Genomic DNA, 24,351 nt, shown 5'->3' with positions numbered 1-24,351 from the left:
CTATTCCCGTCGCATTTCCACCCGGCGTTGCCAGGCCAGAATGGCGTCAACGACTTCCTGATCAAAGTCACGGCTTTCATGTTCCTTGATCAATTTGCGGACCCATTCGACCTGGCTACTGATTTCAAAGGTTTTCCATATGTCTGCAAAATACGGATCATTTTCGAGGTAACAGTTTTCCTGCAGGGTACTCCGTTTTATTTTCAGCGGCTTAGCCAATTCCGATTGACAAATAACCAGTTTGGAGCGAATTTCAGTGACTGTATATTTTTGAACCCCTTGAATGGTGCCGCTATAAGGCACATGTTCGACGACCCAGAACACGTCACCGATTTCAGCGTCCGCAAAATCCAGTTGTTTATGATAAGCGTCATTTTTGGCAATAAGCATTACGTTACTCCTTCACTTGCCTGGATGCCTGCCAGAGACCAATGGCAAGAAGCAACCAGGCGACAATCCATGCTGTGCCCCCCAAAGGAGCAAAAATGGCCCAGAATGACTGACCAGTCATTACCAGCAAATAAAGCGCTCCGCAGAAAAAAAGCACACCCAGGGCCATCAACAGCGCCGCAGCACAAAGCAGCCGTCTTTTACCCCATAATCGAATCAAAATACCCAGCAGAACCAAACCTAGCGCATTATAAATCTGAAAACGCACGGCAATATCGTACACATGCAAACTCTGCTTGCTCACCTGCCCAGCGACCAGATGGTCACCCGCCGCTCCGGCAATAATAGCCAAACCCACCAACAAAGCACCTAACGCGGAAATTTGTCCTCCCCGGCGCGCAGCGTTTTTATTACTACATTCCGCCATTCCTTTCTCCTCGATTTTGTACGTCGCAGTTTCCGGGTATTTCCGGCTCAACGGTCACATTCAGCCAGATCTGTTTCTCTTATAGCCTACCTTCATGCCCTGATTCAAACTTTCTGCAGCATCTGGGCAGGCTGGCTGTGCTATGCTCTGGCTAATAATTTGCGGAGGACTATAAGCTCATGGCAACACATAAAATCTGTATTCTTGGTGGCACGGGTTTTGTCGGCCGACATCTGGCGGAGCGCCTCAGTCAGGATGGGCACCAGATTCGGATTCTGACCCGCAATCGGGAGCGTAACCGCGAAAACCTGCTGGTTCTGCCACAGGTAGAGGTTGTTGAATGTAATGTGCATGAACCCATTGCGCTGGAGCAGCAACTAAAAGGTCGGGATGTAGTCATCAATCTGGTGGGCATCCTCAACGAAAACCGTCCGGGGCGCAGCGATTATCCGCCCGAACGCCATGGTGATTTTGAAAAAAACCATATTGAGCTTCCCCGTCTGGTCGCCAATCTTTGTGGACATCTGGGCATTCCCCGGCTCCTGCATATGAGCGCCCTTGGTGCCAACCCCATTGCCCCCAGTGCCTACCTGCGATCCAAAGGTATCGGTGAAGAAATCATCCGTCAGTCTGGCGAAAATAGCGCCAAAAACGGCTATTTCAATTATCTGAATGGTCCAAAATTACTCTGGGGTCGTGGCCTTAAAGTGACTTCATTTCGCCCTTCGATCATATTTGGTGAAGGGGACAGCTTCTTTAATCGCTTTGCTCAACTGCTGCGCAATATTCCATTCTTTTTACCCATGGCCGGCACTGAGGCGAAAATGCAGCCGGTGTGGATTGAAGATGTAGTGAGTGCATTTGTGCAGTCCATAGACGACGAAAAAACGTATGGCAAGGCTTATGATCTCTGCGGTCCCAAGGTCTATACCCTGGGCGAGTTAATTGCTTATACCCAAAGCCTGATTGGCACACATCGCAAGGTGATTGCGCTCTGTCCTTTATTGGGCAACCTGCAAGCGGGACTGATGGAAAAACTGCCAGGCAAGGTGCTGACACGCGACAATTTGAAATCATTGTCCGTAGATAATATTTCCAGCAAAAAGGATTTGCAGGAAGTATTTAATATTCAGCCAACAGCCATTGAAAGTATTGTGCCGACTTATCTGGGCGGCAAAGGTCAGCATACCGAACGCTTATCAGCAATCCGTAACCGCCGCTAAAACTGCAGCAAATAACCCTTCCCTGGCGGGTTCGTATGCTTCCTGACGGGTAATAGACCTTGTCAGGGGCAACTAGGCGATCAGCTTAAGCCACTAAAAGGCTTTAGGTAGATTTGCCGTTTTCAGCTTAGTGGGTAGCGGCGCCCTGGTCGCCCTGCCCAAAGTTTTCAATGAGCTCCTCAGCGAGTTCAGTGGGGACTTCGCCGAGAATCGCCGTCATCCCGGCCTGGGCACGCGTATCTCCCTGAGCTGCGGCGAGGCTGAATAACTCGTAAGCGCAGGATAAATCCTTACGCAAGCCCTGCCCCTGGTAAAACAGCAAGCCCAGATTGAATTGTGCCGGTGCATCATTCTGATCTGCCGCCGCACTGTACCAGCGCGCGGCTTCCTGGTAATCCTGAGGGACCTCAGACCCTTCGGCGTATTTCACGCCCATATTGAACTGGGCTACGGGATCTCCTGCCTGGGCACGGGCGCGGAGATCATCCAGATCATTGCGGATTCCAGCCAGAGCCATGAGATCAAGGGTTTCACCATTTTTTGCCATGGGGTTATTGTCCTGCCTGATTGATCAAGTCTTGATCGTCACTCTCCACACCCCAGGCCGTCAAGCGTTCCCGGTCATTCATGGACCAGACGGCCCGGTGTAGAGACAGCATGGAGTTGCGATCACTCAAGAGGATATTGCGCTCGCGATTGCTGAGTTGCTGCGGGCCTTCTTCCAGAGCCTTATGGCAAAGATTGGCGGCACGAGGCCATAATCCGGTGCGATTGCGCTGCAAGGCGCTGTGAATGGCATTAAAACGAGGATCTACCACAACCTGCACAAAAGCATCACCCTCAATGTGTGGGAGATAGGCCACACTGTCACTATCCAGCGCCTGTAATTCTTCCGGAACGATGACCTCCTCGGGAATCACAAACAGGCGCTGCTGGCGTGCCCAGCGTCCCAGTCCAGGGCGACTGGTCCATGCGCCCAAAGGCACAGCGGCAACCAGGCCACCCAAAATTGGAACCAACCAGACAAAATGCCAGAATCCCAAAAAGGGGTACAGAGCGACTGCCAGCACCAAACCCAGTGCCGAACACCAGCCAAAAAAACGCAGGGCTACTGACCAGCTGGTTTCCTGGTCACCACGCACCTGAGATCCCCAACGTACGCCCTTCCCCATGAGGGTTTGAATGACAAACTGACTATGAAAAGCCATCCGGATAGGGGCCATCAAAACCGAAAACAAACTCTCGACCAGCATGCTCAGAATAAGATGAAACAATCCTCCAAATTGCTGACGGCGACCAGGCTGACGGGCCACCCAGAGAACCGCCATCCACTTGGGCGAAAGCAGTAAAACAGCCGTCACTCCAAACAACCAGAACGGCAAGGGATCAATGCCACTTCCCCAATGAAATGGTGTCACCGTATCATCATTCCCTCCACCAGCCCAATGCAGTGAACCCAACGCGCCAAGAATCAAAAACAGTCCCCAGAGCGGTGCCGCCAGAAAAGACATGGCCCCGTTGATGAACAGGAAACGGTGGGCAGAACGCAAGCCCTCCCCGGCCAATAAACGCAGATGTTGCAGATTGCCCTGCGCCCAGCGCCTATCCCGTTTCAAATCATCTATCAGGGTGGGGGGGACTTCTTCATAACTACCGGACAGACTGGGTACAAACCACACTTCCCAGCCATTTCTGGCCATCAGGGCCGCTTCGACAAAATCATGACTGAGTAAGGGCCCACCCAGAGGGGGCCGACCGGGTAGTACGGGCAAGGCGCAATATTCGGTGAACGGTGCAGTTCGTAAAATGGCATTATGACCAATGTAATGCCCGTCACCCAACTGCCAGAAACGCAATCCTGCGCTAAAAATCGGGCCATACAGATGCTGCGCAAATTGTTGCAGGCGGGCATACAAGGTTTCCCGATTGACGGCCACCGGCTGGGTCTGAATGATACCCACATGCGGATTACCTTCCATCATTTCCAGCATGCGATAGAGGGTTTCACCGTTCATGACACTATCAGCATCCAGCACTACCATATATTCGTAAGCGCGACCCCAGCGTCTGCAAAAATCAGCGACATTGCCACTTTTGGCCTTATTGTTAACCGGACGTCGTCGATAATGAATTTTGCCAAAAGCATCCAAAGACTCACAAAGCGCCGACCAGACCAGTTCTTCCCGTAACCAGACATCAGGATTGCGGGTATCACTGAGCAGAAAAAATTCAAAATGGGCCAAGGCACCAGCCCGCTGCAAGGATTTGAAAGTGGCCTGTAGGCCAGCAGCCACCCGCTCCACTTCTTCATTATAAATGGGCATGAGGATCGCCACTTTATTCTGTGGGAGGGGCTCAGCCAGGCGGAGTTCGGGACTACCGGGGGCGGTATCAGTGCGCCCGCTCATCAGCAGGATAAAGCCAACCAGCGCCGTCCAGAAGCCTGCAGAAATCCAGGCAAACAACATGGAAAATATGATGAGAGTAGGAATTTCCAGCCAGAGCGGTAAGCGATCGGCAAGAACCTGATCCAGCATCAGGCCCGCACTACAGGCCGGCAAAATAATAAAGGCACTTAACCAGTAACGTCGGTAGCGGCTGATGGTTTCCCACTGCCGGGCCATAGCCCGTGCCAATTCAGACTTCTCCGGTCAAAATACGGCGGCTCGTCAATACCTTGCTGCGGCTAAACAATGCCTGCCACAGGCGCGATGCAGCAGCCAGCCAGGAACGATTCATGGGAAGAGAGGCCATGTTGCTGCGCTGAATAGCAGGCGCTACCTGCTGCTGTAACCAACGGCATGACCGGGCATCCTGTGCCGCATTTGCGGTCATGCGCAGGGAAAGATCCAGGCGGGCATCCAGTTCATCGCCATTACCCAGAGTCGCCAGTGCCTGATGCAGGCTCGCAAAAGCCCGGGCATAAAGCGCATCCTGATGGGTTTCCACGCCTTGCAACTGGCTGATCACCTGACCACGTATCCATAAACGCTGGGCATCAGTTAACGCCAGGCGCGCCATATACCGCTCCATACGAACAAGAACGGGTGCGCTATTTGCGACGACCAGGGCCTCTGCTGTACAACCTGCCAGCCACTCACCCGCAGGATTGACGCTGTAGCTTGATTCATCTTTAAACATTACACCTACTCCTTTGCCGCATGAAGAAGATAAGTCCAGGTATTGGTCATAACCTGCTTATCGAGGGTTAAATAACAACGCACATTACTGGGTGAAGCCGTTTGCGGATGTATGACCGCAATCACCCGCCAAAAATGATCCTTAGCCTCCCATTCCAGCTTTTGGCTCAAAATCTGAGCCCCATTTTCAGCTGCGAGATGGGCTTTAATAGGCATATTCCCGGGCAATTTCGTCAGTGCACCACCGCCAAAATCAATAACGACGGTACGCGCTCCGGCGGTTTTCGGGTCATCGCCAAGATAGGTTCCGACTGGATGTGCCAAAGGAATCAGGCCATGGTTATCCAGAAAGAAACGCAAGTTGTAGGCAAAATGCAGGGGCGTTTTCGGGGCGGGTTCCTGATCAGGAACCCAGAAAACATCAATATTGTCCATGTCCCGGTTATTGGTGGGCAGCTCAACAAGGCGTACCTGCCCCTTCCCCCAGTCGCCTACCGGTTGCACCCAAACACTGGGACGGCGCTGGTATTGGGTTTCGATACCCTGATAAGCAGAAAAATCACGATCTTCCTGAATCAGACCGAAGCCTACCGGGTGATCCATGTTGTAGGTCGTAGTCTGAATCTGCAGGGGATTATCAATCGGGCGGGTCAACCATTCGCCATTACCATTGGCCATGACCAGATCGCTGGAATCATGCTGTGCGGGATGCCAGTCCCCGGCGGTGATACCACGACCATGACCGTGCCAGTACATGCTGGTCAAAGGCGCGAGTTCAAGCACCTGAACGGGTTTACGCAAATATATGGTGGCCTGCACCTGTACAGTCGTACTGTCACCGGTCTGGATGGTGAAGCGATAAGCACCTGTGGCTACTGGACTGTCCATAAGCGCATAAACCACCATATCCTGCGCACCGGCCTGTGGCTTTTCCAACCAGATCTCTTTGAAATAAGGAAATATTTCCCCAGATGGTTGGGCCGTATCAATACCCAGACCGCGTGCTGAAGTACCATAAACGGCATGTTTACCCACCGCACGAAAGTACGTTGCGCCCAGAAAGGAAATAAATTCGTTATAGTTCGGCGGAGTGTTCAGGGGCGCCAACAAGCGGAATCCGGCATAACCCAGGTCACTCGGCAGATCAGCGGGTACCTTTAAATGACCAAAACTGAAGTCCCCGAGATTAAAGGGGATGGGACGCACCTTGCCATTGATCACTTCGCGAATGACTTCAGGCTGATGAAACCAGGAACCGGGCAGATAAAATTGTGCCTGAAAAGGCGTATTCTCGTTCTGCCACAAAGGCGTTGTGTCCTGAATCTGGCTGTACTGTTCAGGACTTAGATTTTTGAGAAAGGAAGGAATCGGCAAAGGCTTGGGATTATAATGCGCATCTACCAGTGCCTGGGCCTTGGACTCTACGGTCTGCATGTTAAAATCATCCGCCGACGCCGCAATGCTGAAGGCCCAGCCTGTCAGGCTGAGCAGAATGGCAGAAGCAAGCTTCAAGGAGGAATGATTCCGATATAAATAGTTCATGACGATGGTTAAGCAATTCTCGTACCAAAATATTAACTATTTGTTTAAATTATATTTTTTTTAAATAACCTGATTTTTTTGTCGCTTCTGCCCGACGCGCTAAACCGAAGTTAACCATAAAAAATGCTATGGAAAATGCTGTCATTCATCAATAATTTTGCGGATAAAATGTAACGTACTGAAAGTATTAATTTATCGCAATTTCCTGTTAAACTGATACAACTCTGCGCGACGGCAAACCGGAACCATAACAAAAATCATCTCGTCGCCGAAAAACAACAGGGAATTTTATCACTGTAAAATGCTTCATAAACTACTTTTGAAATATTTTTCAACCGAATGATAAGGATGGACTTATGAGTAATTATCAAGTAGACATCACCATTATTGGCAGCGGACCGGGCGGCTATCGTGCTGCGGTTTTAGCGGCTTTACGTGGCCAAAAAGTAGCGATTATAGAAAGTGCCACCTGGGGCGGAACCTGCCTCAATCGTGGCTGTGTTCCCAAAAAAGACTGGCACGAAACCGCTAAATGGATTGAACAAAGTCGGCATTTTGCCAAACGCGGCGTTATTGGCACAAAACTGAAGGGAGACATGGCTCAAGCCTGGGAACACCAGCACCAGGTAGTCGAGTCCGTACGCAAAAGTTATGTGGATTACCTCAAACGTCTGGGGGTGCAACTGTTGGAAGGAACCGGCAGCTTTGTAGATGCCCAGCATATTAGCATTGACAGCTCAACTGGCAGCAGCCAGATCCAAACCCAGTACACAATTATCGCAACAGGATCCACCCCTACCCTTCCCGAGGGCATCCAGACCATTTCTGGGAAAGTGCTCACCAGCGACATGCTTTATGACGACGGGGCTCCGGCAGGCAAGCGCGTTATATTGATTGGCGGCGGTGTAATCGGCACCGAGTTTGCCTATATTTTCGATCAGTTGGATAAAGAAGTGCAGTGGCTGGTGAACTCCGCCTCACTGGCCCATACCCAATATTCACCACAGGCCAAGGATACCCTGAAAGCCGCCCTCAAAGCCCTGGATATTCAGGCCGTCGAGCATTTTCGCGTAGCACGCATTGCCGAGGATGGTCAGGGCGTAACGGTTTTTGCAGAAGACGGGCAATCCGTACAGGGCGACTGGGTACTGCTGGCCACCGGGCGTCAGGCTTTTACCCAGGGCTTGGGTCTGGAAAATACGGCTGTGGAACTTGATGAAAAAGGCTTTGTACAGACAGATGAACACCTGGAAACAGCAGAACCGGGCATTTTTGCCCTGGGGGATGTAGTGGGCCCTATCATGAACGCCAACCAGGCCCTGAGCGACGCCCAAATCATCATTCACAACCTGCTCAGTGAAGAAAAACAGGAGCGGAATCCGGCCTGGGTACCAGAACTGGTTTATTCGGCAGTCGAACTGGCGCGCATTGGTCTGGATGATGACACGGCGGAAGATGAAGGCTATGAACCGGCCGTAGGATTCGCAGCGTTTGAGACCTCTCCAAGAGCAATGGGTCAGGATGACACGGCAGGTTTCGTACGGCTGCTCGCTGATATGGATAGTGGTGAGTTACTGGGCGGCGAAATTGTCGGCCGGGATGCTGGAGAGCTGATTCATCTGCTCGCCAATAGTGGCAATCGCGAAGAAGCGCTGCGCCGCATTGCCGAAATTCGTGTCAACCATCCATCCCGAGCCGAAGAACTGGTTAATGCGACCGAAACACTGGCAGCCCGCTGGGGATTGGAAGCACAGATTTTCGGGTCTGCGGAGTCATCTGATTAGGTTTCAAAAATCGGTCATTATCACCAGGGCGTGCCAAACACGCCCCATATACCCACCAGGATGACAATGAAGGACAGCACAAGATTGGTGCTAGCCAGCATCCTGACTTGACCCAAGGCCTTGGAACCCGCCTGCCAGTCCTGATCGCGCACTGCCCGGCGCAGTCGTTTGAGGGGTGCAAAATAGGTATGCAGAACTATCATCACCATGATCGTGCCCAAAACTACCATGACCCATTCGGGGATGGTAAGAGCGGCAAATCCTCCGTAGAACACGAACACCATGCTGTAACCGGTCAGCAGTAACAGGAAAGCCGCGAGCAACATCCAGAAAAAGAAACGGCGCAGCAATACATGCATTAATGCAATACGCGTGCTGTTCTGAGTGATTTCTTTTTTCAGGGTCGGGGCCAGCACCATCGTCACAAAAAACAGGCCGCCAATCCAGACAATCACCGAGAGAATATGTACAAACTGCTCAATCCAGAGGGTATTCATGATTTTTTTAAATTTCCTTGCATGACCATGCGGTCCAAAAATTTCCGTGCTTCCACGAGCTCTTCCGCACAAATACTATGATCCATGGGATAAATATGGGTACTAAGGGCGTACCCTCGGGATTCCATGATGTCCCGGGCAATTTCCATATATTCCAGAGGCAGAACGGCATCGGAATGACCATGCCCCCAGAAAATCGGAGTCACCTGAGTGGCCTGCGGAAGCGTCTGGCGAAGCGGTAAATAGGCGCTCAGAGCCAGCACGGCTGCCGCCGGGCACGCGTGATGAAACGCTAAATAAAGGGCCATCGCCCCGCCCTGGGAAAACCCGCCCAGGATCAAGGGATGATTACCCGCCTGCTGCTGTTCATGATCGATCAGTGCAGCGAGGCGTGTCGCCATTTGTTCCATACCCGCTGCATCTTCGCCAGAATCCCGACCCAGCCCATAAATATCATACCAGGCCCGCATTGGACGCCCGCCATTGAGGGTTACCGGACGTACTGGTGCATCAGGGAGAACCCAGCGAAACTGCTTTTCTGGATCCACAAAGTCTGCGAGGGGAGCAAGGTCTTCTTTGGATGCACCCAGGCCATGCATCAACATAATGCAGGGAGCAACTTGCTGCGCTGCAGGTCGAACCCACAAGCCTTCCGGCCAGATGTTTTCATTCAAGACCATGTGCCTCCTTCAAGGCATCCAGTTTGCGATAAAGAGTGCGCTCACTGACACCCAGTCGGACGGCCAAACTGCGTCGATCACCGCCAAAAGTACTCCGCGCCCAGCGTAAATACTGGGCCTCAAGATCCGCCAAGGGGACAATGGCATCCACGCCGGAAATTTTTTCATGCTTGTCCTGTTTGGGTGGCATGCCTTGCTGTTGCAGGGCCGGTGGCAGATGCTGGGGGAGTATCCAATGTTCATCGGCCAACAGCGCCGCACGTTCGAGAATATTGCGCAACTCCCGGATGTTGCCCGGAAAAGCGTACTGACCCAGCAACTGTAAGGTATCGGCGTGCAGTTGCAACCCCTTGGCTACCGGGATGCGCTGAAGAATGGCTGCAGCCAGCAAGGGAACATCATCCAGACGATCCCGCAACGCCGGCAAAGCGATGGGGAATGTGTTGATGCGATAATAAAGGTCCTGACGAAAGCGCTCCTCCGCCACCATTTTTTCCAGATGACGGTGCGTTGCTGAAATCAGTCGAAACCGGGAACGAATCGGTTCAACCCCCCCTACCCTGCGAAACGTGCCGGTTTCCAGAAGTCGCAGCAATTTCACCTGCAGGTTAAGGGGAATGTCACCCACTTCGTCCAGAAACAAAGTACCCCCGGTGGCCGCTTCCACCAAACCAGTTTTTCGGGAATGCGCACCCGTAAATGCACCTTTTTCATGACCAAACAATTCGCTTTCAAAAAGCGTTTCCGGTAAGCCGGAGCAATCGACGGTGATGAAGGGCCCGTGACTGAGGTGACTGGCCTGGTGTACCGCCGCTGCAGCCAGTTCCTTGCCAGTTCCCGATTCGCCCAGCAAGAGGACCGCCGCATCTCCGGGACCCACCCGTCGAATCAAGCGCACCACCTCTCGCCAGGCTTCCGATTGGCCGACCATAGCTGGTGTCGCATGAGTTGCGTCTGCGGGGATGGTATTGAGCAATTCGAGAAAATAAACCACTTCGGCGCGCTCATTACGAATGGGGTACAAATCAATTTGGGTATTACCCGAGGTATGGGTATGGACCACATGTTGATCCTCTCCCGTTTGCTGGCAGGTATCCAGAGGACAGTGATTGCCACTTTGCTGGCAGGAAAAACCAGCCTCGGCCATGATTTCCGCACAACGTCGACCCTGAAGGGGTTTGCCATCGCCAAAAGCGCGCCGGTAGGCCTGATTGGCAGCCAACACCGTATAATCCCCGCACAAAAGCACAGCCGGAGTACTAAAACAATCCAGTAATGAAGTCATTTCCGGTCGCAATTGTTTCAGTAAATCAGTCATACCCCCCCGCTGCACTATCTACGCACTGACAATTGTAGCAGTCTCTGCCAGATCGTCTATGTCATTTTTGACAGTTTACCGGTGTGTGGCTGCAGGGCCAATGCCTCTTCAGAAAAACATGCCGCTCAAGAAAACAAGTAACACATTGAAATAATAATATTTTTTAATTAAAAAAGATATCTGCATACAACCTCCTGAAAATGGCACGGAGTTTGCTGATGCTCTGACGTCCGGTGGCAACTGACGGTGGAGCAGATGATTTTTAGACAACTATGTTATTCCCAAAAAGGCGCACTCAGTTATTTGCTGGGTGATCCTGTCACTCGGGAAGCCGTCATTATAGATCCGATGCCTGCGCTACTGGAAAGTTTTGCATTATTTATTCAGGAACGGGGCCTCATCCTGACGTACATATTGCAGACCCACCATGATGCCGAACAAATGAGTGCGGCAGAACAGCTGAAGACGGCCACCGGGGCGCGGGTGCTGGCCCACGAAAGCAATACGCATAGTCAAATTGATCTGCGTTTGCGCCATGGCGATAGCCTTTATTTTGGCGAAGAAAGTTTGCAGGTTTTGCATACCCCCGGACAAAGTCCCTGCGCACTGACTTACCATTGGGAGGATCGCCTGTTTACTGGAAAAACCTTATTGGTCAACAGCACCCTGCCCTGCTCCAGCACAGATGATGCGCAAGTACTGTATCAAAGCATTACCCAACGGTTAATGACATTTCCAGGGGAAACCCTGGTCTACCCCGGTCTCGAAACCGAGGGACGACGCCTGACCAGCATTGAAGAAATCCGCCGCAAAGACAACTGGTTTCATAATCAACGTGGACATCGGGAAATTTTTCAAAAGTACTCTCGCCTGTTCACCAATAGCAGCAAAAAAACCAGTAACGCAGTAAAAAAACTCGGAACACCTGATGAAGAGGTGCACCGTTACACGCCGGACCGGAACAACCCGGTTTCTTTGTAGGAGGAAGTTCATGGATATGCTAATTAATCCCACAGTGGTCGAGTTGTCGCGCCTGCAATTTGCGCTGACAGCCTTGTATCACTTTCTGTTTGTACCCCTGACTCTGGGCCTGTCATTTCTGCTGGCCACCATGGAGTCGGTTTATGTCATCACGGGGAAGCCCATCTATAAGGAAATGACCCAGTTCTGGGGCAAGCTTTTCGCTATCAATTTTGCATTGGGTGTGGCCACGGGTCTGACGATGGAATTTGAGTTTGGTACAAACTGGTCCATGTACTCCCATTTCGTAGGGGATATTTTTGGTACGCCTCTGGCTATTGAAGGCTTGATGGCGTTTTTCATGGAATCCACCTTTGTGGGGGTCATGTTTTTTGGCTGGGACCGGATCAGTGCCAAAGCCCATCTGGTCGTTACCTATCTGGTAGCGCTGGGTTCCAACCTTTCCGCATTATGGATTCTGATAGCCAATGGCTTCATGCAGGACCCCAGGGGGGGAACCTTTGATCCCAACACCATGCGCCTCGAATTCAGCAGCTTTGTCCAACTGATTTTCAATGAAGACGCTCAGGCGAAATTTGTCCACACCTCCATTGCGGGTTTTGTAACCGGTTCCATGTTTGTCATGGGGATCAGCGCCTTCTATTTGCTCACCAACAAACGCAAGGATATTGCCCTGCGTTCATTTCGTATTGCTGCCGTTTTCGGAGTGATTTCCACCATTGGTGTGGTGACTCTGGGTGACGCGCTCGGCTTCATTGACGCCAAGGCCCAACCCATGAAAGTGGCGGCCATGGAAGCCATCTGGAATACGGACTACAACACCGCTTCTGCACCCTGGAATCTGATCGCCTTCCCGGATAAGGCTGCAGGTAAAAATCTTTTTGAAATTGGTATTCCCTATGTGTTGACGCCTCTGCTGACCCACTCGGAAGACACGGTCATCCCCGGTATTCATCAGTTGGTAGATGAAGCCAAGCCCAAGGTAGTCAGTGGCATCAAGGCCATGATTGCCCTGAAAGAATATAATCATGACCACAGTAACGTGCAGGCTTTGGCGACCTTCAAACAATATCAGGCAGACATGGGCTATGGCTTTCTGGCCATGCAATACGCTCCTGATCAGGATCTGAAAAAGGTGGATGCCAGCAACCTCGCCAGCGTCGTGGATAAAACTGCCCACGAGACCGTCCCCAATGTCTGGGTAGAGTTTTGGGCATTCCGTATCATGGTGGCTTTCGGCTTTATCATGCTCGCCATTTTTGCCTTTGCCGCCTATTTCAGCCTCAAGAACGAAATCGAAAAGCATCCCTTGCTCCTGAAAGTCGCATTGTGGAGTATTCCATTACCCTGGTTTGCCTGTGAATTTGGCTGGATTACGGCAGAAAATGGTCGGCAACCCTGGACGGTTTATAATATGTTGCCCACCTTTGTGTCGGCTTCCAGTCACAGCGTCGGCTACATGATTTTCTCCCTGATCGGTTTTGTACTGCTCTACAGCTCGTTCATCGCTGCAGAAATGTACCTGATGTTCAAATACGCGCGTCTTGGCCCACAATCCAGCCATCATGGTCATGACAATGCTCCTGCCGGGGGTGGTATGGCCGGGCAGCCCGCTTTTGCCAAGCCCAGCCTAGCCAAGAAATAAGGAGTCAACATAATGGATCTCTATATTGGACTTAAAGTATTGTGGTGGGTGCTACTGGGCGTTCTGCTCATGGGCCTTGCCATCATGGTGGGCATGGATATGGGTGTCGGCACCCTGTTGCGCTTCGTCGGCAAAAATGATGGCGAGCGCCGTCAGGCCCTGAATGTGGTGGGTCCCCATTGGGACGGTAATCAGGTCTGGTTTATTCTGGGCGGCGGGGCTATTTTCGCGGCCTGGCCGACCCTGTACGCCACTTCTTTTTCAGTTTTTTACATTGTCATGATCCTGCTGCTGTTCAGCATGATTTTACGTCCGGTGGCATTTGAATATCGCTCTAAAGTGGCAGCCAGCAAATGGCGGGAGTCCTGGGACTGGGTTTTTCTGGTCTCCGGCTTTTTGCCCATGTTTATCTACGGGGCAGCTATCGGTAATATTCTCGAAGGTGTCGGCTTTCACTTCGGTTGGGATGGCCAGTATTACCAGACGGAGTCATTCATCTGGTATTTGCTGAACCCCTTTGCCATTCTTAGCGGCTTATTGGCGGTCAGCATGTCGGTATATCAGGGCGGGGCCATGTTGATGCTGCGCGGTACCGATCCTATTGCTTCCCGCGCCCGGAATTACGCCAGCACTGCTGGAATCATTGCCATTGTACTGTTTATCATTGGTGGCTTCATGATTTCCGGCATGACGGGGTATACCCTCATCAGCGGGGATCCGGGAATGCCCGCCAACGCCGTCAGTGGCCAAGTGGTGCATGCGGTTTCTGGCGCCTGGCTGGATAATTATGCGGCCCATCCTATTTTATGGATTATCCCCTTGCTCGCTATCGCTGGCATGTTGCTCGGTGCATTGATGTTGCGCGCCAACAAACCCATCCTCGGCTGGTGGCTGGGAGCCGTTGCCTGGATTGGTATTTTAGGTACGGTTGCCGCTTCCATGTTCCCGTTCCTGATGCCTTCGTCTGAAAATCTCAACCAGAGTCTGACTATTTGGAATGCTTCGGGAAGTCGTTATAACCTGATCTGGATGACCATTTTCACCGCCATTTTCGTACCTACGATTTTGGCTTATACCACCTGGTGTTTTCGGGTCATGCGCGGCAAGGTCAACCCGCCAAACCCCGCCGATGACCATGCTTATTAAGGGAGCAACCCAGTCATGAAAAATCTTTTCACTTTTGTCGGGATGGCCCTCATCATGGCGTTATCCCTGTTTCTGGCGGTCATTACTGGTGACTATGGTCCCTGGTATTTCGCCTGGTTGGTGGGTACGACCATGATTGTGCTGATCGCCGTCGCCGGTGCTGTCATGTATGAAAAACAGGATGCGGAAAATCAGGACAAAACCGGACGCTCACATTAAAGGAGTAAGACCATGCATCTGGAAGATTATATTTTCTTTTTACCCATTGTGTATTTTTTCATCACCGTTATTGCGTATTTTTATACACGCAAGCGGTTCTGAGTCCAGCCAGTGACTGGGACGTTGTCCCAGTCAAAAAAACAGATCATCACCTAAAAACGGCAGTTGCCGTGGGTGCTTTGCAGCGACTTTTGGTCCGAGCCGTTGTTGTTCTTGGTGAAATCCTGCGCCCGTCAGGAGAGCTGTCTGAGCCCAAAGGGCGAGTTCTCTCCTGACAGCAGGATGAGCCTTAGAACAACAGGCAAGGGACAATGGAGCAAAAAGCACCCACGGCAACTGCCGTTTTTATTATTCAACGCAAATAAATGTTTTTACCCAAACGCCGGAAGTCCTCGGCTTTTTCCTGCAACCCCTGGGCGCGCGCTGCCTCCAGATCTTCTGCGCCTTGATTCTGGGCGTATTCCTGCAAATCCTGGGAGATTTTCATGGAGCAGAAATGCGGTCCACACATGGAACAGAAATGTGCGGCCTTGGCCCCTTCCTGGGGAAGGGTTTCATCGTGATATTCCCGGGCTTTTTCCGGGTCCAGACCCAGGTGAAACTGGTCTTCCCAACGAAATTCAAAGCGCGCCTTGGACAAGGCATTATCCCGCATCTGAGCACCCGGATGGCCCTTGGCAAGATCCGCCGCATGAGCAGCGATCTTGTAGGTAATAGCCCCTTCCCGAACATCATTTTTATCGGGCAAACCCAGATGCTCCTTGGGGGTCACATAGCAGAGCATGGCGGTACCATACCAACCGATCTGTGCTGCACCGATGGCACTGGTGATATGGTCATAGCCTGGAGCAATATCCGTGGTCAAGGGTCCCAAAGTATAAAACGGGGCTTCAAAACAGTGCTGCAACTCTTCGTCCATATTGGCGCGTATCATCTGCATGGGAACATGGCCGGGACCTTCGATCATCACCTGCACGTCATGCTTCCAGGCAATCTGGGTGAGTTCACCCAAGGTATGCAACTCAGCAAACTGCGCTTCATCGTTGGCATCTGCCAGACAACCGGGACGCAAGCCATCACCCAGTGAAAAGCTGACATCATAAGCTTTCATGATTTCACAGATTTCTTCGAAATGGGTGTAGAGGAAACTCTCCTGATGATGCGCCAGACACCATTTGGCCATGATGGAACCACCCCGGGAAACAATACCCGTAAGCCGCCGCGCAGTCAGGGGCACATAGCGCAGCAATACTCCGGCATGAATGGTGAAGTAATCCACGCCCTGTTCGGCTTGTTCAATCAGCGTATCGCGGTATAAGTCCCAGGTTAGATCTTCGGCTTTGCCGTCGACTTTTTCGAGGGCCTGATAAATGGGTACCGTACCAATGGGAACCGGGCTGTTGCGAATAATCCATTCACGGGTTTCATGAATATGCTTTCCGGTGGATAAATCCATCACAGTGTCGGCGCCCCAGCGGATGGACCAGACCATTTTTTCGACCTCTTCGGAAATGGAAGAAGTGACCGCTGAATTACCGATGTTCGCATTGATCTTGACCAGAAAATTGCGGCCGATGATCATCGGTTCCAGTTCGGGATGGTTGATATTGGCAGGGATGATGGCACGACCCCGGGCAATCTCCTCGCGGACGAATTCCGGGGTGACCACATCCGGAATCTGCGCCCCGAAGGATTCGCCACGATGCGCGCGAAACAGTTCGGGATGGGTGGCGCGCAATTTTTCCAGGCCCTGATTTTCACGAATGGCCACATATTCCATTTCCGGAGTGATGATTCCACGTCGTGCATAATGCATTTGGGAGACATTTGCGCCTTCTGCGGCCCGCCGGATTTCGCGGCGCTGTTGAAAACGCAAATCTGCAGTCCTGGCGTCAGCGAGGCGGGCCCGACCATAAGCCGAACTGGGTTCAGGACGATGCTCCAGAGGCGTCTCCATGGCAGTCCACTGCCAACGGGTAGCAGGGAGACCCGCATGAATATCAATAGGGGTGTCAGGATCGGTGAAGGGACCACTGCAGTCATACACGGGAATATTCGGATTATGCTCCACCGAACCATCGCGGTTGCGGGAGTCGGTCTGCTGGATTTCACGCAGGGGAATGCGTAATTCAGGATACATTTCACCGCTGAGGTACGCCTTGCGGGAACCCGGTATGGATCCCGTGGTGACCGTGGCTTCCTGCATGTTATGGGTGATATCGGTGGGACGTGTCGCCATTGTGCTTCCTCCAAACTCCAGTGCATTGCGAAAAACATGATCGGGGCACGGAAGAAGGACGCAGACAGTTGATCCTGGAGCGCTTCCCTACGCCGGCATGACCCGGATCAGGTTCCAAGGGTTCCTCTCAGCCTGCCCCCTGGCAGACGCCCCCAGCGATGTTCAATGTGAGAAGTTAAGGGATAGGCTTGATTGCTGTCAAGTTGATCCTTTGTTCAGTATGTCCACAAGCAAGGACACTTATTCCCATTCAGTGCTATCATCGCGCCCATTCATTATCGCGTATTGGAGTGTGCCGTGCTCAGTACCCATCAACTGACCATGCAGTTTGGTTCAAAGCCCTTGTTCGAGAACGTGTCCGTGGATTTCGGGGACGGCAACCGCTACGGCCTGATTGGTGCCAATGGCAGCGGCAAGACCACCCTCATGAAAATCCTGGGCGGCGATCTGGAACCCAGCGCCGGGGATGTCAGTCTGAGCAGCGGCGAACGACTGGGCAAATTGCGTCAGGACCAGTTTGCCTTTGAAGAATACTCGGTACTGGATACGGTCATGATGGGACACGCAGAATTCTGGAAGGTGAAACTGGAGCGCGATCGCCTCTATTCCCTGACGGAAATGAATGAAGAAGATGGCATGGCGGTAGCCCACATTGAAAGTGATTTTGCCGAACTGGGTGGTTACTCCGCAGAAGCCCGAGCCGGGGAACTGCTCATTGGCGTGGGCATTCCTCTGGAGCAGCATGACGGCCTGATGTCGGGAGTGGCGCCAGGCTGGAAACTGCGCGTGCTTTTGGCCCAGGCCTTATTTGCCGATCCTGACATCCTCCTCCTGGATGAACCTACCAACAATCTGGATATACATACCATTCAGTGGCTGGAAGAATTGCTGAGCACCATCAACAGCACCATCATCATCATTTCTCATGACCGGCATTTTTTAAATAGTGTTTGCACCCACATGGCCGACCTGGATTACGGCGAACTGCGTGTTTATCCCGGTAATTATGATGAGTACATGCGCGCATCGACGCTGGTCAAGGATCAATTACTGGCCGATAACGACAAGAAAAAAGAAAAAATGGCAGAACTGCAAAGTTTTGTCAGTCGGTTTTCGGCAAATGCCTCCAAAGCCAAACAGGCAACTTCCCGCGCCCGTCAGCTTGAAAAAATCCAGTTGGAAGAAGTCAAACCTTCCAGCCGCCAGAATCCCTATCTGGTTTTTCAGCAGGAACGCAAGTTGTATCGATATGCCCTGGATGCCAAGGATGTCTCCAAATCTTTTGGAGAATTGCGCCTTTTTCAGAAGCTGCGACTGCATATTGAAGCCGGTGAACGTATTGCGATTATTGGTGCCAATGGTCTGGGAAAAACGACTTTATTGCGCTGCCTGATGAGTGAAATTGAACCGGATGCCGGGGTAATCAAGTGGGCGGAAAATGTGAAGATCGGGTATTTTGCCCAGGATTATGCGCCGGAATTTGCGGAAGATCTGACCCTTTTCGACTGGATGTGCCAATGGCGCAGCGAAAAAGATGATGATCAGGCCATTCGTGGGGTCCTCGGCCGTCTGCTCTTCGGTCAGGATCAGGTCGGGCGCTCCGTCAAGGTGCTGTCGGGTGGCGAAAAAGGCCGGATGTTATTCGGCAAGCTTACCCTGCAAAAACCTAATGTCCTGATTCTGGATGAACCCACCAACCATTTGGACATGGAATCCATCGAATCCCTGAACAACGGGCTGGAAAAATTCGATGGAACCCTGATTTTTGTCAGCCATGATCGCGAGTTTGTCTCTTCCCTGGCGACCCGCATTATTGAATTCACCGCTCAGGGCATTGAAGATTTTAAAGGCAGTTATGAGGATTATCTGCTCAGCCAGATCAGCGTCAGCGACGCCGGGAAAAAGAGCGCCAAAAACCGATAAGCAGGAGGAGGACACCCAGCACAAGAATTCCTGCGATCCATTTCCAGCGCACCATGTTCAAAATATTGGCCAGATGCAGGAGGCTCCCGGCTTGCGCATCTACCCCATGATGAACCGCCAGCACCGCTACGGCGTTGGTTTTGAAAACCACCCCCAGATATCGCAGCACCATCAGGAGCAGGTCGAGAATGATCAGACCTATTCCTGCATATATCCACCATGCTCGGGAAAGGCGCGGCAACAAATTAATGCCGCCAGCCATGCATAATCTGCAAAGTAGCCCGCAACATGCGCTCGGCCTCCTCAGGCGAATCCGCTTCGGTGTAACACCGCAATTCCGGCGCATTTCCCGAAGGCCTCAGGTGAATGATGGTGCCATTTTCAAGAGTTACACGAACCCCGTCGGTGTGATCCAGACTGCCTGCCGGGCCTGCCACTTTTCCAAAAGTTTGGCTGAATGCTATCAGATTCAGGACATCGTCGGTTCCCCTGAAAGCATCCAGATGCTGCTGGCTCAACCTGGTAGGAAAATCCTGCAGCCGGTCACTGGCGGTAAAACGCGGGGGTAAATGGTCCATCAGTGCTGCAAGTCTGTTCCCTTGCTGTTTTGCCGCTGTCAAAACGGTGAGCATGGGTAGGATTGCATCCCGGGTTGGGAGCGGCTGCAAGCTTTGTCCATGCCGCTGCAGGGGACTGCCCAGCAAGAATCCGCCGTTGGCTTCATAACCCACTACGGGCCCCTCACCCGCAGCCAGAGCAGCCTGCATGGCTTCAATGACATAAGGAGAACCAATGCGGGTACGGTGAATCCGGGCAAATAATCCCGATAACTCCAGCGCCGTATTACTGCTGACCGGAGTCACGACACTGTGCGCACCCAAAGCTTGGGCTGTAAGCACACCCAGCACATCGCCGCGCCACCAGCGACCCGTGGTGTCGGCAATCATGGGGCGATCAGCGTCTCCATCTGTCGTCAGTAAGGCATCCAGTTGATGCTCGGCCACGGCCTGTTGGGCAAACTTGGTATCTTCAGGGCGCAACGCTTCCGTATCCAAAGAAACAAATTCTGCAGAACGGCCCAGTGGCAATACTTCCGCGCCCATAGCGACCAAAATATCGACCAGCAGATCCCGGGCCACTCCGGAATGCTGATACACGCCGAGCCGCAAGCCTGACAGACTTTCCTTGCCAAAAAAATCCAGATAACGATTCTGGTAGCTTTGCAGATAACGCGGGTCGGCATCAGGCAACAGCGGCAGGTGCAGCAGGGCACCCTGTTTTGTAAATAAATCCGATGCAACTTGCATGTCCTGGGCGAGAATACCGGCTTCGTCGGCCTTCATCAGTTCGCCGTGCGGACGATTGAATTTGATACCGTTACGATCAAAAGGAATATGGCTGCCGGTTACCATCAGCGCAGGGACTCCCACCGAGATTCCGGCAAAAGCCAGTGCCGGCGAGGGCAGATAACCGGCAAATTGAGGCTTGCCCTCCTCTGCTAGCACTGCAGCCCAACTGGCAGCCAATATGCGCGGGGTGCTGGGTCTTAAATCGCCGCCGAGAATCACTTTCTCGCCGCTCTGATATTCGCCGATGTCGCGGAGATAACGAAGAAATGCCCGCACATGGGTAAAAACCAGCTGATCGGTTAAATCGCTGACCAGGCCTCTTAACCCACTGGTTCCAAATGCTGCCATATTCCTACTCCTCCGATCCTATTCTGGGTTTACGCCATGATAACCAGATAAATTCCAAAAAGGCAGTTGGTATGGATAATTTGCGCACTTTCCCAGAGGGCTACAGGCTGTGTATGATTGGCGATTAGTATTCACCATGGATATCCAAGCAAAGCAATGCCCAACAATGACGACTGGATGAACTGGCATCGCAGCAACCAAGCGCTACCCAGTCTGGACACCTATGACTACGACATGCTCCGCCAGTGGCTGGGCGACCTGGAAATCCGCAAAGCTCAGCCTTATCGGCAGGCGGTCAGTCATCTCGAACGACCAACCGACACGGAGCTCAGTGCATGGGTGCAAGGTAGCATCCGCAATCCTTATCATGTGGATATTCATCTCAGTCAGGGACAGCTCATCAGTTTGTGCACCTGCCCCGTTGGGAGCCGCTGCAAACATGTCGCCGCCGTGTTACTGGCTTATCTGGCCCAACGTGGTAACCCACAGCCGGTCAACAGCCCCAGGCCTCATGTGATGCAATGGCTGGGTGAACTGCGCTCACATCTGAATCCGCCACCACGCAGAATCCCCACCACCACCTATCGACTCCACTGGATTCTGGAAATTCGTGGACATCAGCAACGTGTGCCCACCTTGCATTGTCTCAAAGCGCGCCTGAATAAACAGGGTATTTGCAGCGAACTCACGCCCTGGAGCAATTTTGAAGCGGCCCTACGCCGTCCACCCGGTTTTCTGGATGAAACGGATCAGATGGTCATCCGCCGTCTGCTTATTGAAGATGTTTACGCCCCCCGAAGCGGATATTTTGCTCTGGGCCCACGCCATGGTGGCGCCGCTTTGGGCATGTTGGCTGCCAGTGAACGCCTGTTCCTGAATAAACCCGGTTCCTCACCATTGCGGATGGGGGATATTCGTGCGGGTAAATTACTCTGGAAAACGCTCAAGGGTACGGAACAACATCCTATTCTGGAAACCGAACCACCCACCCAGACCTTGCTGACCCTGGACGTTCCCTGGTATCTGGATGCGGAAAATCTTGAAATCGGCCCGATTGACATTCCCATCAAACCCTCCCTGGTAAAGGATCTTCTCCAGGCACCACCCCTCAACATTCAGGAGGCTGCATTATTAAGAAATATTCTGGAAGAATCGGCCCCCGACCTGCCTGCTCCAGTGGCCGATCCGGTGAAGGATCTTCGGCTCATTGCCGAGCCACTCCAGCCGTCTCTATGGTGCGATACCCTGGCGTTAATGGGGATGCAAGCCTACCGGGATTATCCCGGCCAATGGAGTCCTAACTGCCGTTTTGATTACGGACAGCCCAGTTTTATCTATGGGCCCGCGCATATTGCCATTGATGATGACAGCGAAACACAAACTCTCGCCAATGGCGAAACCGTGCATGTCCAACGTGATCGAAAAGCAGAAAGGAAGGCGCTGAAAATTTTGGCTGATACCGGCATGAAAATCGCCAAAGCCAGTCTATTCCATAGTCTCTCCTTGCTACCACAGCCCATTTATGGACTGGCCAGCGAGAAAGACTGGAATACCTTCATGAATGAAGGCGTGGAGGCTTTGCGCGGCGCCGGTTGGGAAGTCCACTGGCCAGAGGGCTTCCGCCATCATTTTTTGCATATTGATGCCTGGGATATGCAGGTGGACGGGGAAGAAGAAGGCTGGCTCGGCCTTGATGTCGGCATTGTGGTAGAAGGCGAAAGACTGGCGCTGGCTCCACTTTTGGGTACGCTGTTTGCCCGCGACCCACGCTGGTTGAGTCCCGGAGGCTTAACCCGTATCCCCGATGAGGAAGCCATCCATTTGCATACCCCGTCGGGGGTTCCCATTCAAACCGCTGCCCACCGCCTCAAACCACTGGTAGGTACCCTTATTGACTTGTTCAGCCTCGGCGCTTCGGGTCCCATGCGTGTTTCCGCCTATGACGTCACGCGACTGGCCGAAATTACCGATAGTCAGCAATGGCGAAGTGAGGGCATGGATGCTATTCGGCGACTGAGTAAACGCCTCCCGCAAAGTGGCGAAATACCCCCTGTAGAGCCTCCCCGGGGTTTTGCCTTGCCGCTGCGCCCCTATCAGCAGGAAGGTTTGGCCTGGCTGCAATTTCTCCGCGAGCACAACCTGGGTGGTATTCTTGCAGATGACATGGGGCTCGGCAAAACCGCGCAGACCCTCGCGCACTTGTTGCTGGAAAAAGAAAACGGTCGCCTGCAGAATCCTGCTCTGATTATTATGCCGACTTCGCTGATTCATAACTGGCGGGAAGAAGCAGAACGCTTCGCCCCCGAGTTGAGGGTGCTATCGCTCCATGGCAAGGAGCGACTGGATCAATTTTCAGAAATACCCCGTCATGATCTGATACTGACCACTTACCCTCTGGTCTGGCGGGATATCGAACTACTCAAGAACCAGCAATTTCATTTGCTGATTCTCGATGAAGCGCAGATGGTTAAAAATGCCCAAAGTCGCGCTGCCGAGGCTATTCGGGAAATACCCACCGCCCATCGCCTGGCACTCACTGGAACCCCTCTGGAAAACCATCTGGGGGAGCTCTGGGCACAGTTTGATTTTCTCCTGCCCGGTTTTATGGGTGATTTGCGCACGTTTCAAAAAATCTGGCGGGGTCCCATCGAGCGCCATGGTGATGTTGAGCGCCTGAATCTATTGGCCAAACGCGTCCGCCCCTTTATTCTGCGGCGCAAAAAAGAAGAAGTAGCACAAGAGCTTCCGGAAAAAACCATCATTATTCGTTCGGTGGATATTGAAGGGGCGCAACGTGATCTGTATGAAACCGTACGCAGCGCCATGGACGAAAGAATTCGCCAGGAAATTGCCGCCAAGGGCTTTCAGCGCAGTCAGATTGTGATACTCGACGCCATGCTCAAATTGCGTCAGGTATGCTGCGATCCGCGACTATTGAAAAGTGAAAAGGCCCGCAAGGTTCAGGAAAGTGCCAAACTCGCCATGCTGATGGAGATGATCCCCGAACTCCTTGCTGAAGGTCGCCAGATTTTATTGTTCTCCCAATTTACGGAAATGCTGGCCTTGATCAGTGTACGTCTGGATAAAATACATATTCCCTATGTGCAACTCACGGGGAGCACCCAGGACCGGAAAACACCCATTGACCGCTTTCAAAAAGGTGAGGTCCCGTTGTTTCTGATCAGCCTCAAGGCCGGCGGCGTTGGCCTGAATCTCACTGCAGCCGATACGGTCATCCATTATGATCCGTGGTGGAATCCCGCCGCCGAAAACCAGGCTACGGACCGCGCTCATCGCATTGGTCAGCAGCGTCGCGTATTTGTCTACAAAATGATTGTAGCGGGCAGTATTGAAGAAAAAATTCTGGCGCTGCAGGAGAGGAAAGCCATATTAGCTTCCGGGGTGCTCGATAAGGCGCGCACGGACAAGCTGCAATTTGGTCCGGATGATCTGGCTTCCCTGCTCGCCCCGCTTCCAGAAAGTCGGCGCTGATGGCACTA

Annotated in this window: 20 protein-coding genes and 1 riboswitch; of the genes, 8 read left to right on the top strand and 12 right to left on the bottom strand. The window is 52.4% G+C overall.

What is annotated here, in order from left to right:
• Both HAP95_RS06305 and HAP95_RS06300 read right to left on the bottom strand, forming a co-directional pair.
• Positions 1-390 carry a hypothetical protein gene (locus tag HAP95_RS06305; RefSeq protein ID WP_215883440.1) on the bottom strand — a complete coding sequence of 130 codons (390 nt, stop codon included), beginning with the start codon at positions 388-390 and terminating at the stop codon, positions 1-3.
• 4 nt (positions 391-394) lie between these two features.
• Positions 395-817, bottom strand: a complete 423-nt coding sequence (locus HAP95_RS06300) for a DUF423 domain-containing protein (RefSeq protein ID WP_215883439.1) — start codon at positions 815-817, stop codon at positions 395-397.
• Positions 818-996: 179 nt separating this feature from the next.
• Between HAP95_RS06300 and HAP95_RS06295 the strand changes: the two genes are divergently transcribed.
• Entirely contained in the window at positions 997-2,040 is a 1,044-nt protein-coding gene (locus HAP95_RS06295; RefSeq protein ID WP_215883438.1) for a complex I NDUFA9 subunit family protein, read from the top strand.
• Positions 2,041-2,167: 127 nt separating this feature from the next.
• Here HAP95_RS06295 and HAP95_RS06290 read toward each other — a convergent pair whose 3' ends face one another.
• The 4 genes from HAP95_RS06290 to HAP95_RS06275 are packed head-to-tail and all read right to left on the bottom strand — an operon-like array spanning position 2,168 to position 6,692.
• Positions 2,168-2,587: a tetratricopeptide repeat protein gene (locus HAP95_RS06290; protein ID WP_215883437.1), complete on the bottom strand. Its 420-nt coding sequence runs from the start codon at positions 2,585-2,587 to the stop codon at positions 2,168-2,170.
• Positions 2,588-2,591: 4 nt separating this feature from the next.
• Complete coding sequence (gene mdoH / locus HAP95_RS06285) at positions 2,592-4,676, bottom strand: glucans biosynthesis glucosyltransferase MdoH (RefSeq protein ID WP_226832608.1); 2,085 nt, start codon at positions 4,674-4,676, stop codon at positions 2,592-2,594.
• A 1-nt stretch (position 4,677) separates the two neighbouring features.
• Positions 4,678-5,181, bottom strand: coding sequence for a hypothetical protein (locus HAP95_RS06280; RefSeq protein WP_215883436.1), 504 nt, complete (start codon positions 5,179-5,181; stop codon positions 4,678-4,680).
• Positions 5,182-5,186: 5 nt separating this feature from the next.
• Complete coding sequence (locus HAP95_RS06275; protein WP_226832607.1) at positions 5,187-6,692, bottom strand: OpgD/OpgG family glucan biosynthesis protein; 1,506 nt, start codon at positions 6,690-6,692, stop codon at positions 5,187-5,189.
• Positions 6,693-7,078: 386 nt separating this feature from the next.
• On the opposite strand from HAP95_RS06275, the gene HAP95_RS06270 reads away from it, so the two are divergent.
• On the top strand, positions 7,079-8,506 hold the full coding sequence (locus HAP95_RS06270) for a dihydrolipoyl dehydrogenase family protein (protein ID WP_215883434.1): 1,428 nt from the start codon (positions 7,079-7,081) through the stop codon (positions 8,504-8,506).
• A gap of 20 nt (positions 8,507-8,526) precedes the next feature.
• On the opposite strand, the gene HAP95_RS06265 is transcribed toward HAP95_RS06270, so the two are convergent.
• The 3 genes from HAP95_RS06265 to HAP95_RS06255 are packed head-to-tail and all read right to left on the bottom strand — an operon-like array spanning position 8,527 to position 11,001.
• The gene (locus tag HAP95_RS06265) at positions 8,527-9,003 is read right to left on the bottom strand and encodes a DUF4149 domain-containing protein (protein WP_215883433.1); all 477 of its coding nucleotides are present in this window, start codon (positions 9,001-9,003) and stop codon (positions 8,527-8,529) included.
• The gene (locus tag HAP95_RS06260; protein WP_215883432.1) at positions 9,000-9,683 is read right to left on the bottom strand and encodes an alpha/beta hydrolase; all 684 of its coding nucleotides are present in this window, start codon (positions 9,681-9,683) and stop codon (positions 9,000-9,002) included. Before HAP95_RS06260 ends, HAP95_RS06265 begins: the two co-directional genes overlap by 4 nt.
• Positions 9,670-11,001: a sigma-54 interaction domain-containing protein gene (locus tag HAP95_RS06255; protein WP_215883431.1), complete on the bottom strand. Its 1,332-nt coding sequence runs from the start codon at positions 10,999-11,001 to the stop codon at positions 9,670-9,672. The genes HAP95_RS06260 and HAP95_RS06255 overlap by 14 nt, the downstream gene beginning before the upstream one ends.
• A 255-nt stretch (positions 11,002-11,256) precedes the next feature.
• Between HAP95_RS06255 and HAP95_RS06250 the strand changes: the two genes are divergently transcribed.
• From HAP95_RS06250 to HAP95_RS06235, 4 genes are read left to right on the top strand one after another with little or no spacing between them, the layout of a single operon-like run.
• Positions 11,257-11,982, top strand: coding sequence for an MBL fold metallo-hydrolase (locus tag HAP95_RS06250; protein WP_215883430.1), 726 nt, complete (start codon positions 11,257-11,259; stop codon positions 11,980-11,982).
• Between the two features lie 10 nt (positions 11,983-11,992).
• On the top strand, positions 11,993-13,627 hold the full coding sequence (locus HAP95_RS06245; RefSeq protein ID WP_215883429.1) for a cytochrome ubiquinol oxidase subunit I: 1,635 nt from the start codon (positions 11,993-11,995) through the stop codon (positions 13,625-13,627).
• Positions 13,628-13,639: 12 nt separating this feature from the next.
• Positions 13,640-14,773 carry a cytochrome d ubiquinol oxidase subunit II gene (gene cydB / locus HAP95_RS06240; protein ID WP_215883428.1) on the top strand — a complete coding sequence of 378 codons (1,134 nt, stop codon included), beginning with the start codon at positions 13,640-13,642 and terminating at the stop codon, positions 14,771-14,773.
• 15 nt (positions 14,774-14,788) lie between these two features.
• On the top strand, positions 14,789-14,992 hold the full coding sequence (locus HAP95_RS06235; RefSeq protein WP_215883427.1) for a cytochrome bd oxidase small subunit, CydX/CbdX family: 204 nt from the start codon (positions 14,789-14,791) through the stop codon (positions 14,990-14,992).
• Positions 14,993-15,344: 352 nt separating this feature from the next.
• Here the strand turns inward: HAP95_RS06235 and thiC are convergent, their stop codons facing one another.
• Positions 15,345-17,231, bottom strand: coding sequence for a phosphomethylpyrimidine synthase ThiC (thiC, locus tag HAP95_RS06230; RefSeq protein WP_215883426.1), 1,887 nt, complete (start codon positions 17,229-17,231; stop codon positions 15,345-15,347).
• A gap of 67 nt (positions 17,232-17,298) precedes the next feature.
• Positions 17,299-17,395, bottom strand: a riboswitch (TPP riboswitch).
• A gap of 133 nt (positions 17,396-17,528) precedes the next feature.
• Here thiC and HAP95_RS06225 point away from each other — a divergent pair.
• Positions 17,529-19,154, top strand: coding sequence for an ABC-F family ATPase (locus HAP95_RS06225; protein ID WP_215883425.1), 1,626 nt, complete (start codon positions 17,529-17,531; stop codon positions 19,152-19,154).
• Here the strand turns inward: HAP95_RS06225 and HAP95_RS06220 are convergent.
• Together HAP95_RS06220 and HAP95_RS06215 are read right to left on the bottom strand one after the other, a co-directional pair.
• Entirely contained in the window at positions 19,117-19,416 is a 300-nt protein-coding gene (locus HAP95_RS06220) for a hypothetical protein (protein ID WP_215883424.1), read from the bottom strand. The genes HAP95_RS06225 and HAP95_RS06220 overlap by 38 nt on opposite strands.
• Positions 19,400-20,851 carry a phosphomannomutase gene (locus tag HAP95_RS06215; protein WP_215883423.1) on the bottom strand — a complete coding sequence of 484 codons (1,452 nt, stop codon included), beginning with the start codon at positions 20,849-20,851 and terminating at the stop codon, positions 19,400-19,402. Before HAP95_RS06215 ends, HAP95_RS06220 begins: the two co-directional genes overlap by 17 nt.
• A gap of 156 nt (positions 20,852-21,007) precedes the next feature.
• Here HAP95_RS06215 and HAP95_RS06210 point away from each other — a divergent pair, with 156 nt between their 5' ends.
• Positions 21,008-24,343, top strand: a complete 3,336-nt coding sequence (locus HAP95_RS06210) for a DEAD/DEAH box helicase (RefSeq protein WP_215883422.1) — start codon at positions 21,008-21,010, stop codon at positions 24,341-24,343.
• Positions 24,344-24,351: the final 8 nt, after the last annotated feature.

This window comes from Acidithiobacillus sulfurivorans (genome assembly GCF_018853815.1).
GTDB classification, from domain to species: Bacteria; Pseudomonadota; Gammaproteobacteria; order Acidithiobacillales; family Acidithiobacillaceae; genus Acidithiobacillus; species Acidithiobacillus sulfurivorans.
The sequence above is the reverse complement of the archived record's forward strand: the minus strand, read 5'-3'. Positions and strand labels throughout refer to the sequence as shown.

Coding starts and splice junctions, on each gene's coding strand:
- HAP95_RS06305 (WP_215883440.1), bottom strand. CDS start 390: ATGCTTATTGCCAAAAATGACGCTTATCATAAACAACTGGATTTTGCG.
- HAP95_RS06300 (WP_215883439.1), bottom strand. CDS start 817: ATGGCGGAATGTAGTAATAAAAACGCTGCGCGCCGGGGAGGACAAATT.
- HAP95_RS06295 (WP_215883438.1), top strand. CDS start 997: ATGGCAACACATAAAATCTGTATTCTTGGTGGCACGGGTTTTGTCGGC.
- HAP95_RS06290 (WP_215883437.1), bottom strand. CDS start 2,587: ATGGCAAAAAATGGTGAAACCCTTGATCTCATGGCTCTGGCTGGAATC.
- HAP95_RS06280 (WP_215883436.1), bottom strand. CDS start 5,181: ATGTTTAAAGATGAATCAAGCTACAGCGTCAATCCTGCGGGTGAGTGG.
- HAP95_RS06270 (WP_215883434.1), top strand. CDS start 7,079: ATGAGTAATTATCAAGTAGACATCACCATTATTGGCAGCGGACCGGGC.
- HAP95_RS06265 (WP_215883433.1), bottom strand. CDS start 9,003: ATGAATACCCTCTGGATTGAGCAGTTTGTACATATTCTCTCGGTGATT.
- HAP95_RS06260 (WP_215883432.1), bottom strand. CDS start 9,683: ATGGTCTTGAATGAAAACATCTGGCCGGAAGGCTTGTGGGTTCGACCT.
- HAP95_RS06255 (WP_215883431.1), bottom strand. CDS start 11,001: ATGACTGATTTACTGAAACAATTGCGACCGGAAATGACTTCATTACTG.
- HAP95_RS06250 (WP_215883430.1), top strand. CDS start 11,257: ATGATTTTTAGACAACTATGTTATTCCCAAAAAGGCGCACTCAGTTAT.
- HAP95_RS06245 (WP_215883429.1), top strand. CDS start 11,993: ATGGATATGCTAATTAATCCCACAGTGGTCGAGTTGTCGCGCCTGCAA.
- cydB (WP_215883428.1), top strand. CDS start 13,640: ATGGATCTCTATATTGGACTTAAAGTATTGTGGTGGGTGCTACTGGGC.
- HAP95_RS06235 (WP_215883427.1), top strand. CDS start 14,789: ATGAAAAATCTTTTCACTTTTGTCGGGATGGCCCTCATCATGGCGTTA.
- thiC (WP_215883426.1), bottom strand. CDS start 17,231: ATGGCGACACGTCCCACCGATATCACCCATAACATGCAGGAAGCCACG.
- HAP95_RS06220 (WP_215883424.1), bottom strand. CDS start 19,416: ATGGCTGGCGGCATTAATTTGTTGCCGCGCCTTTCCCGAGCATGGTGG.
- HAP95_RS06215 (WP_215883423.1), bottom strand. CDS start 20,851: ATGGCAGCATTTGGAACCAGTGGGTTAAGAGGCCTGGTCAGCGATTTA.
- HAP95_RS06210 (WP_215883422.1), top strand. CDS start 21,008: ATGCCCAACAATGACGACTGGATGAACTGGCATCGCAGCAACCAAGCG.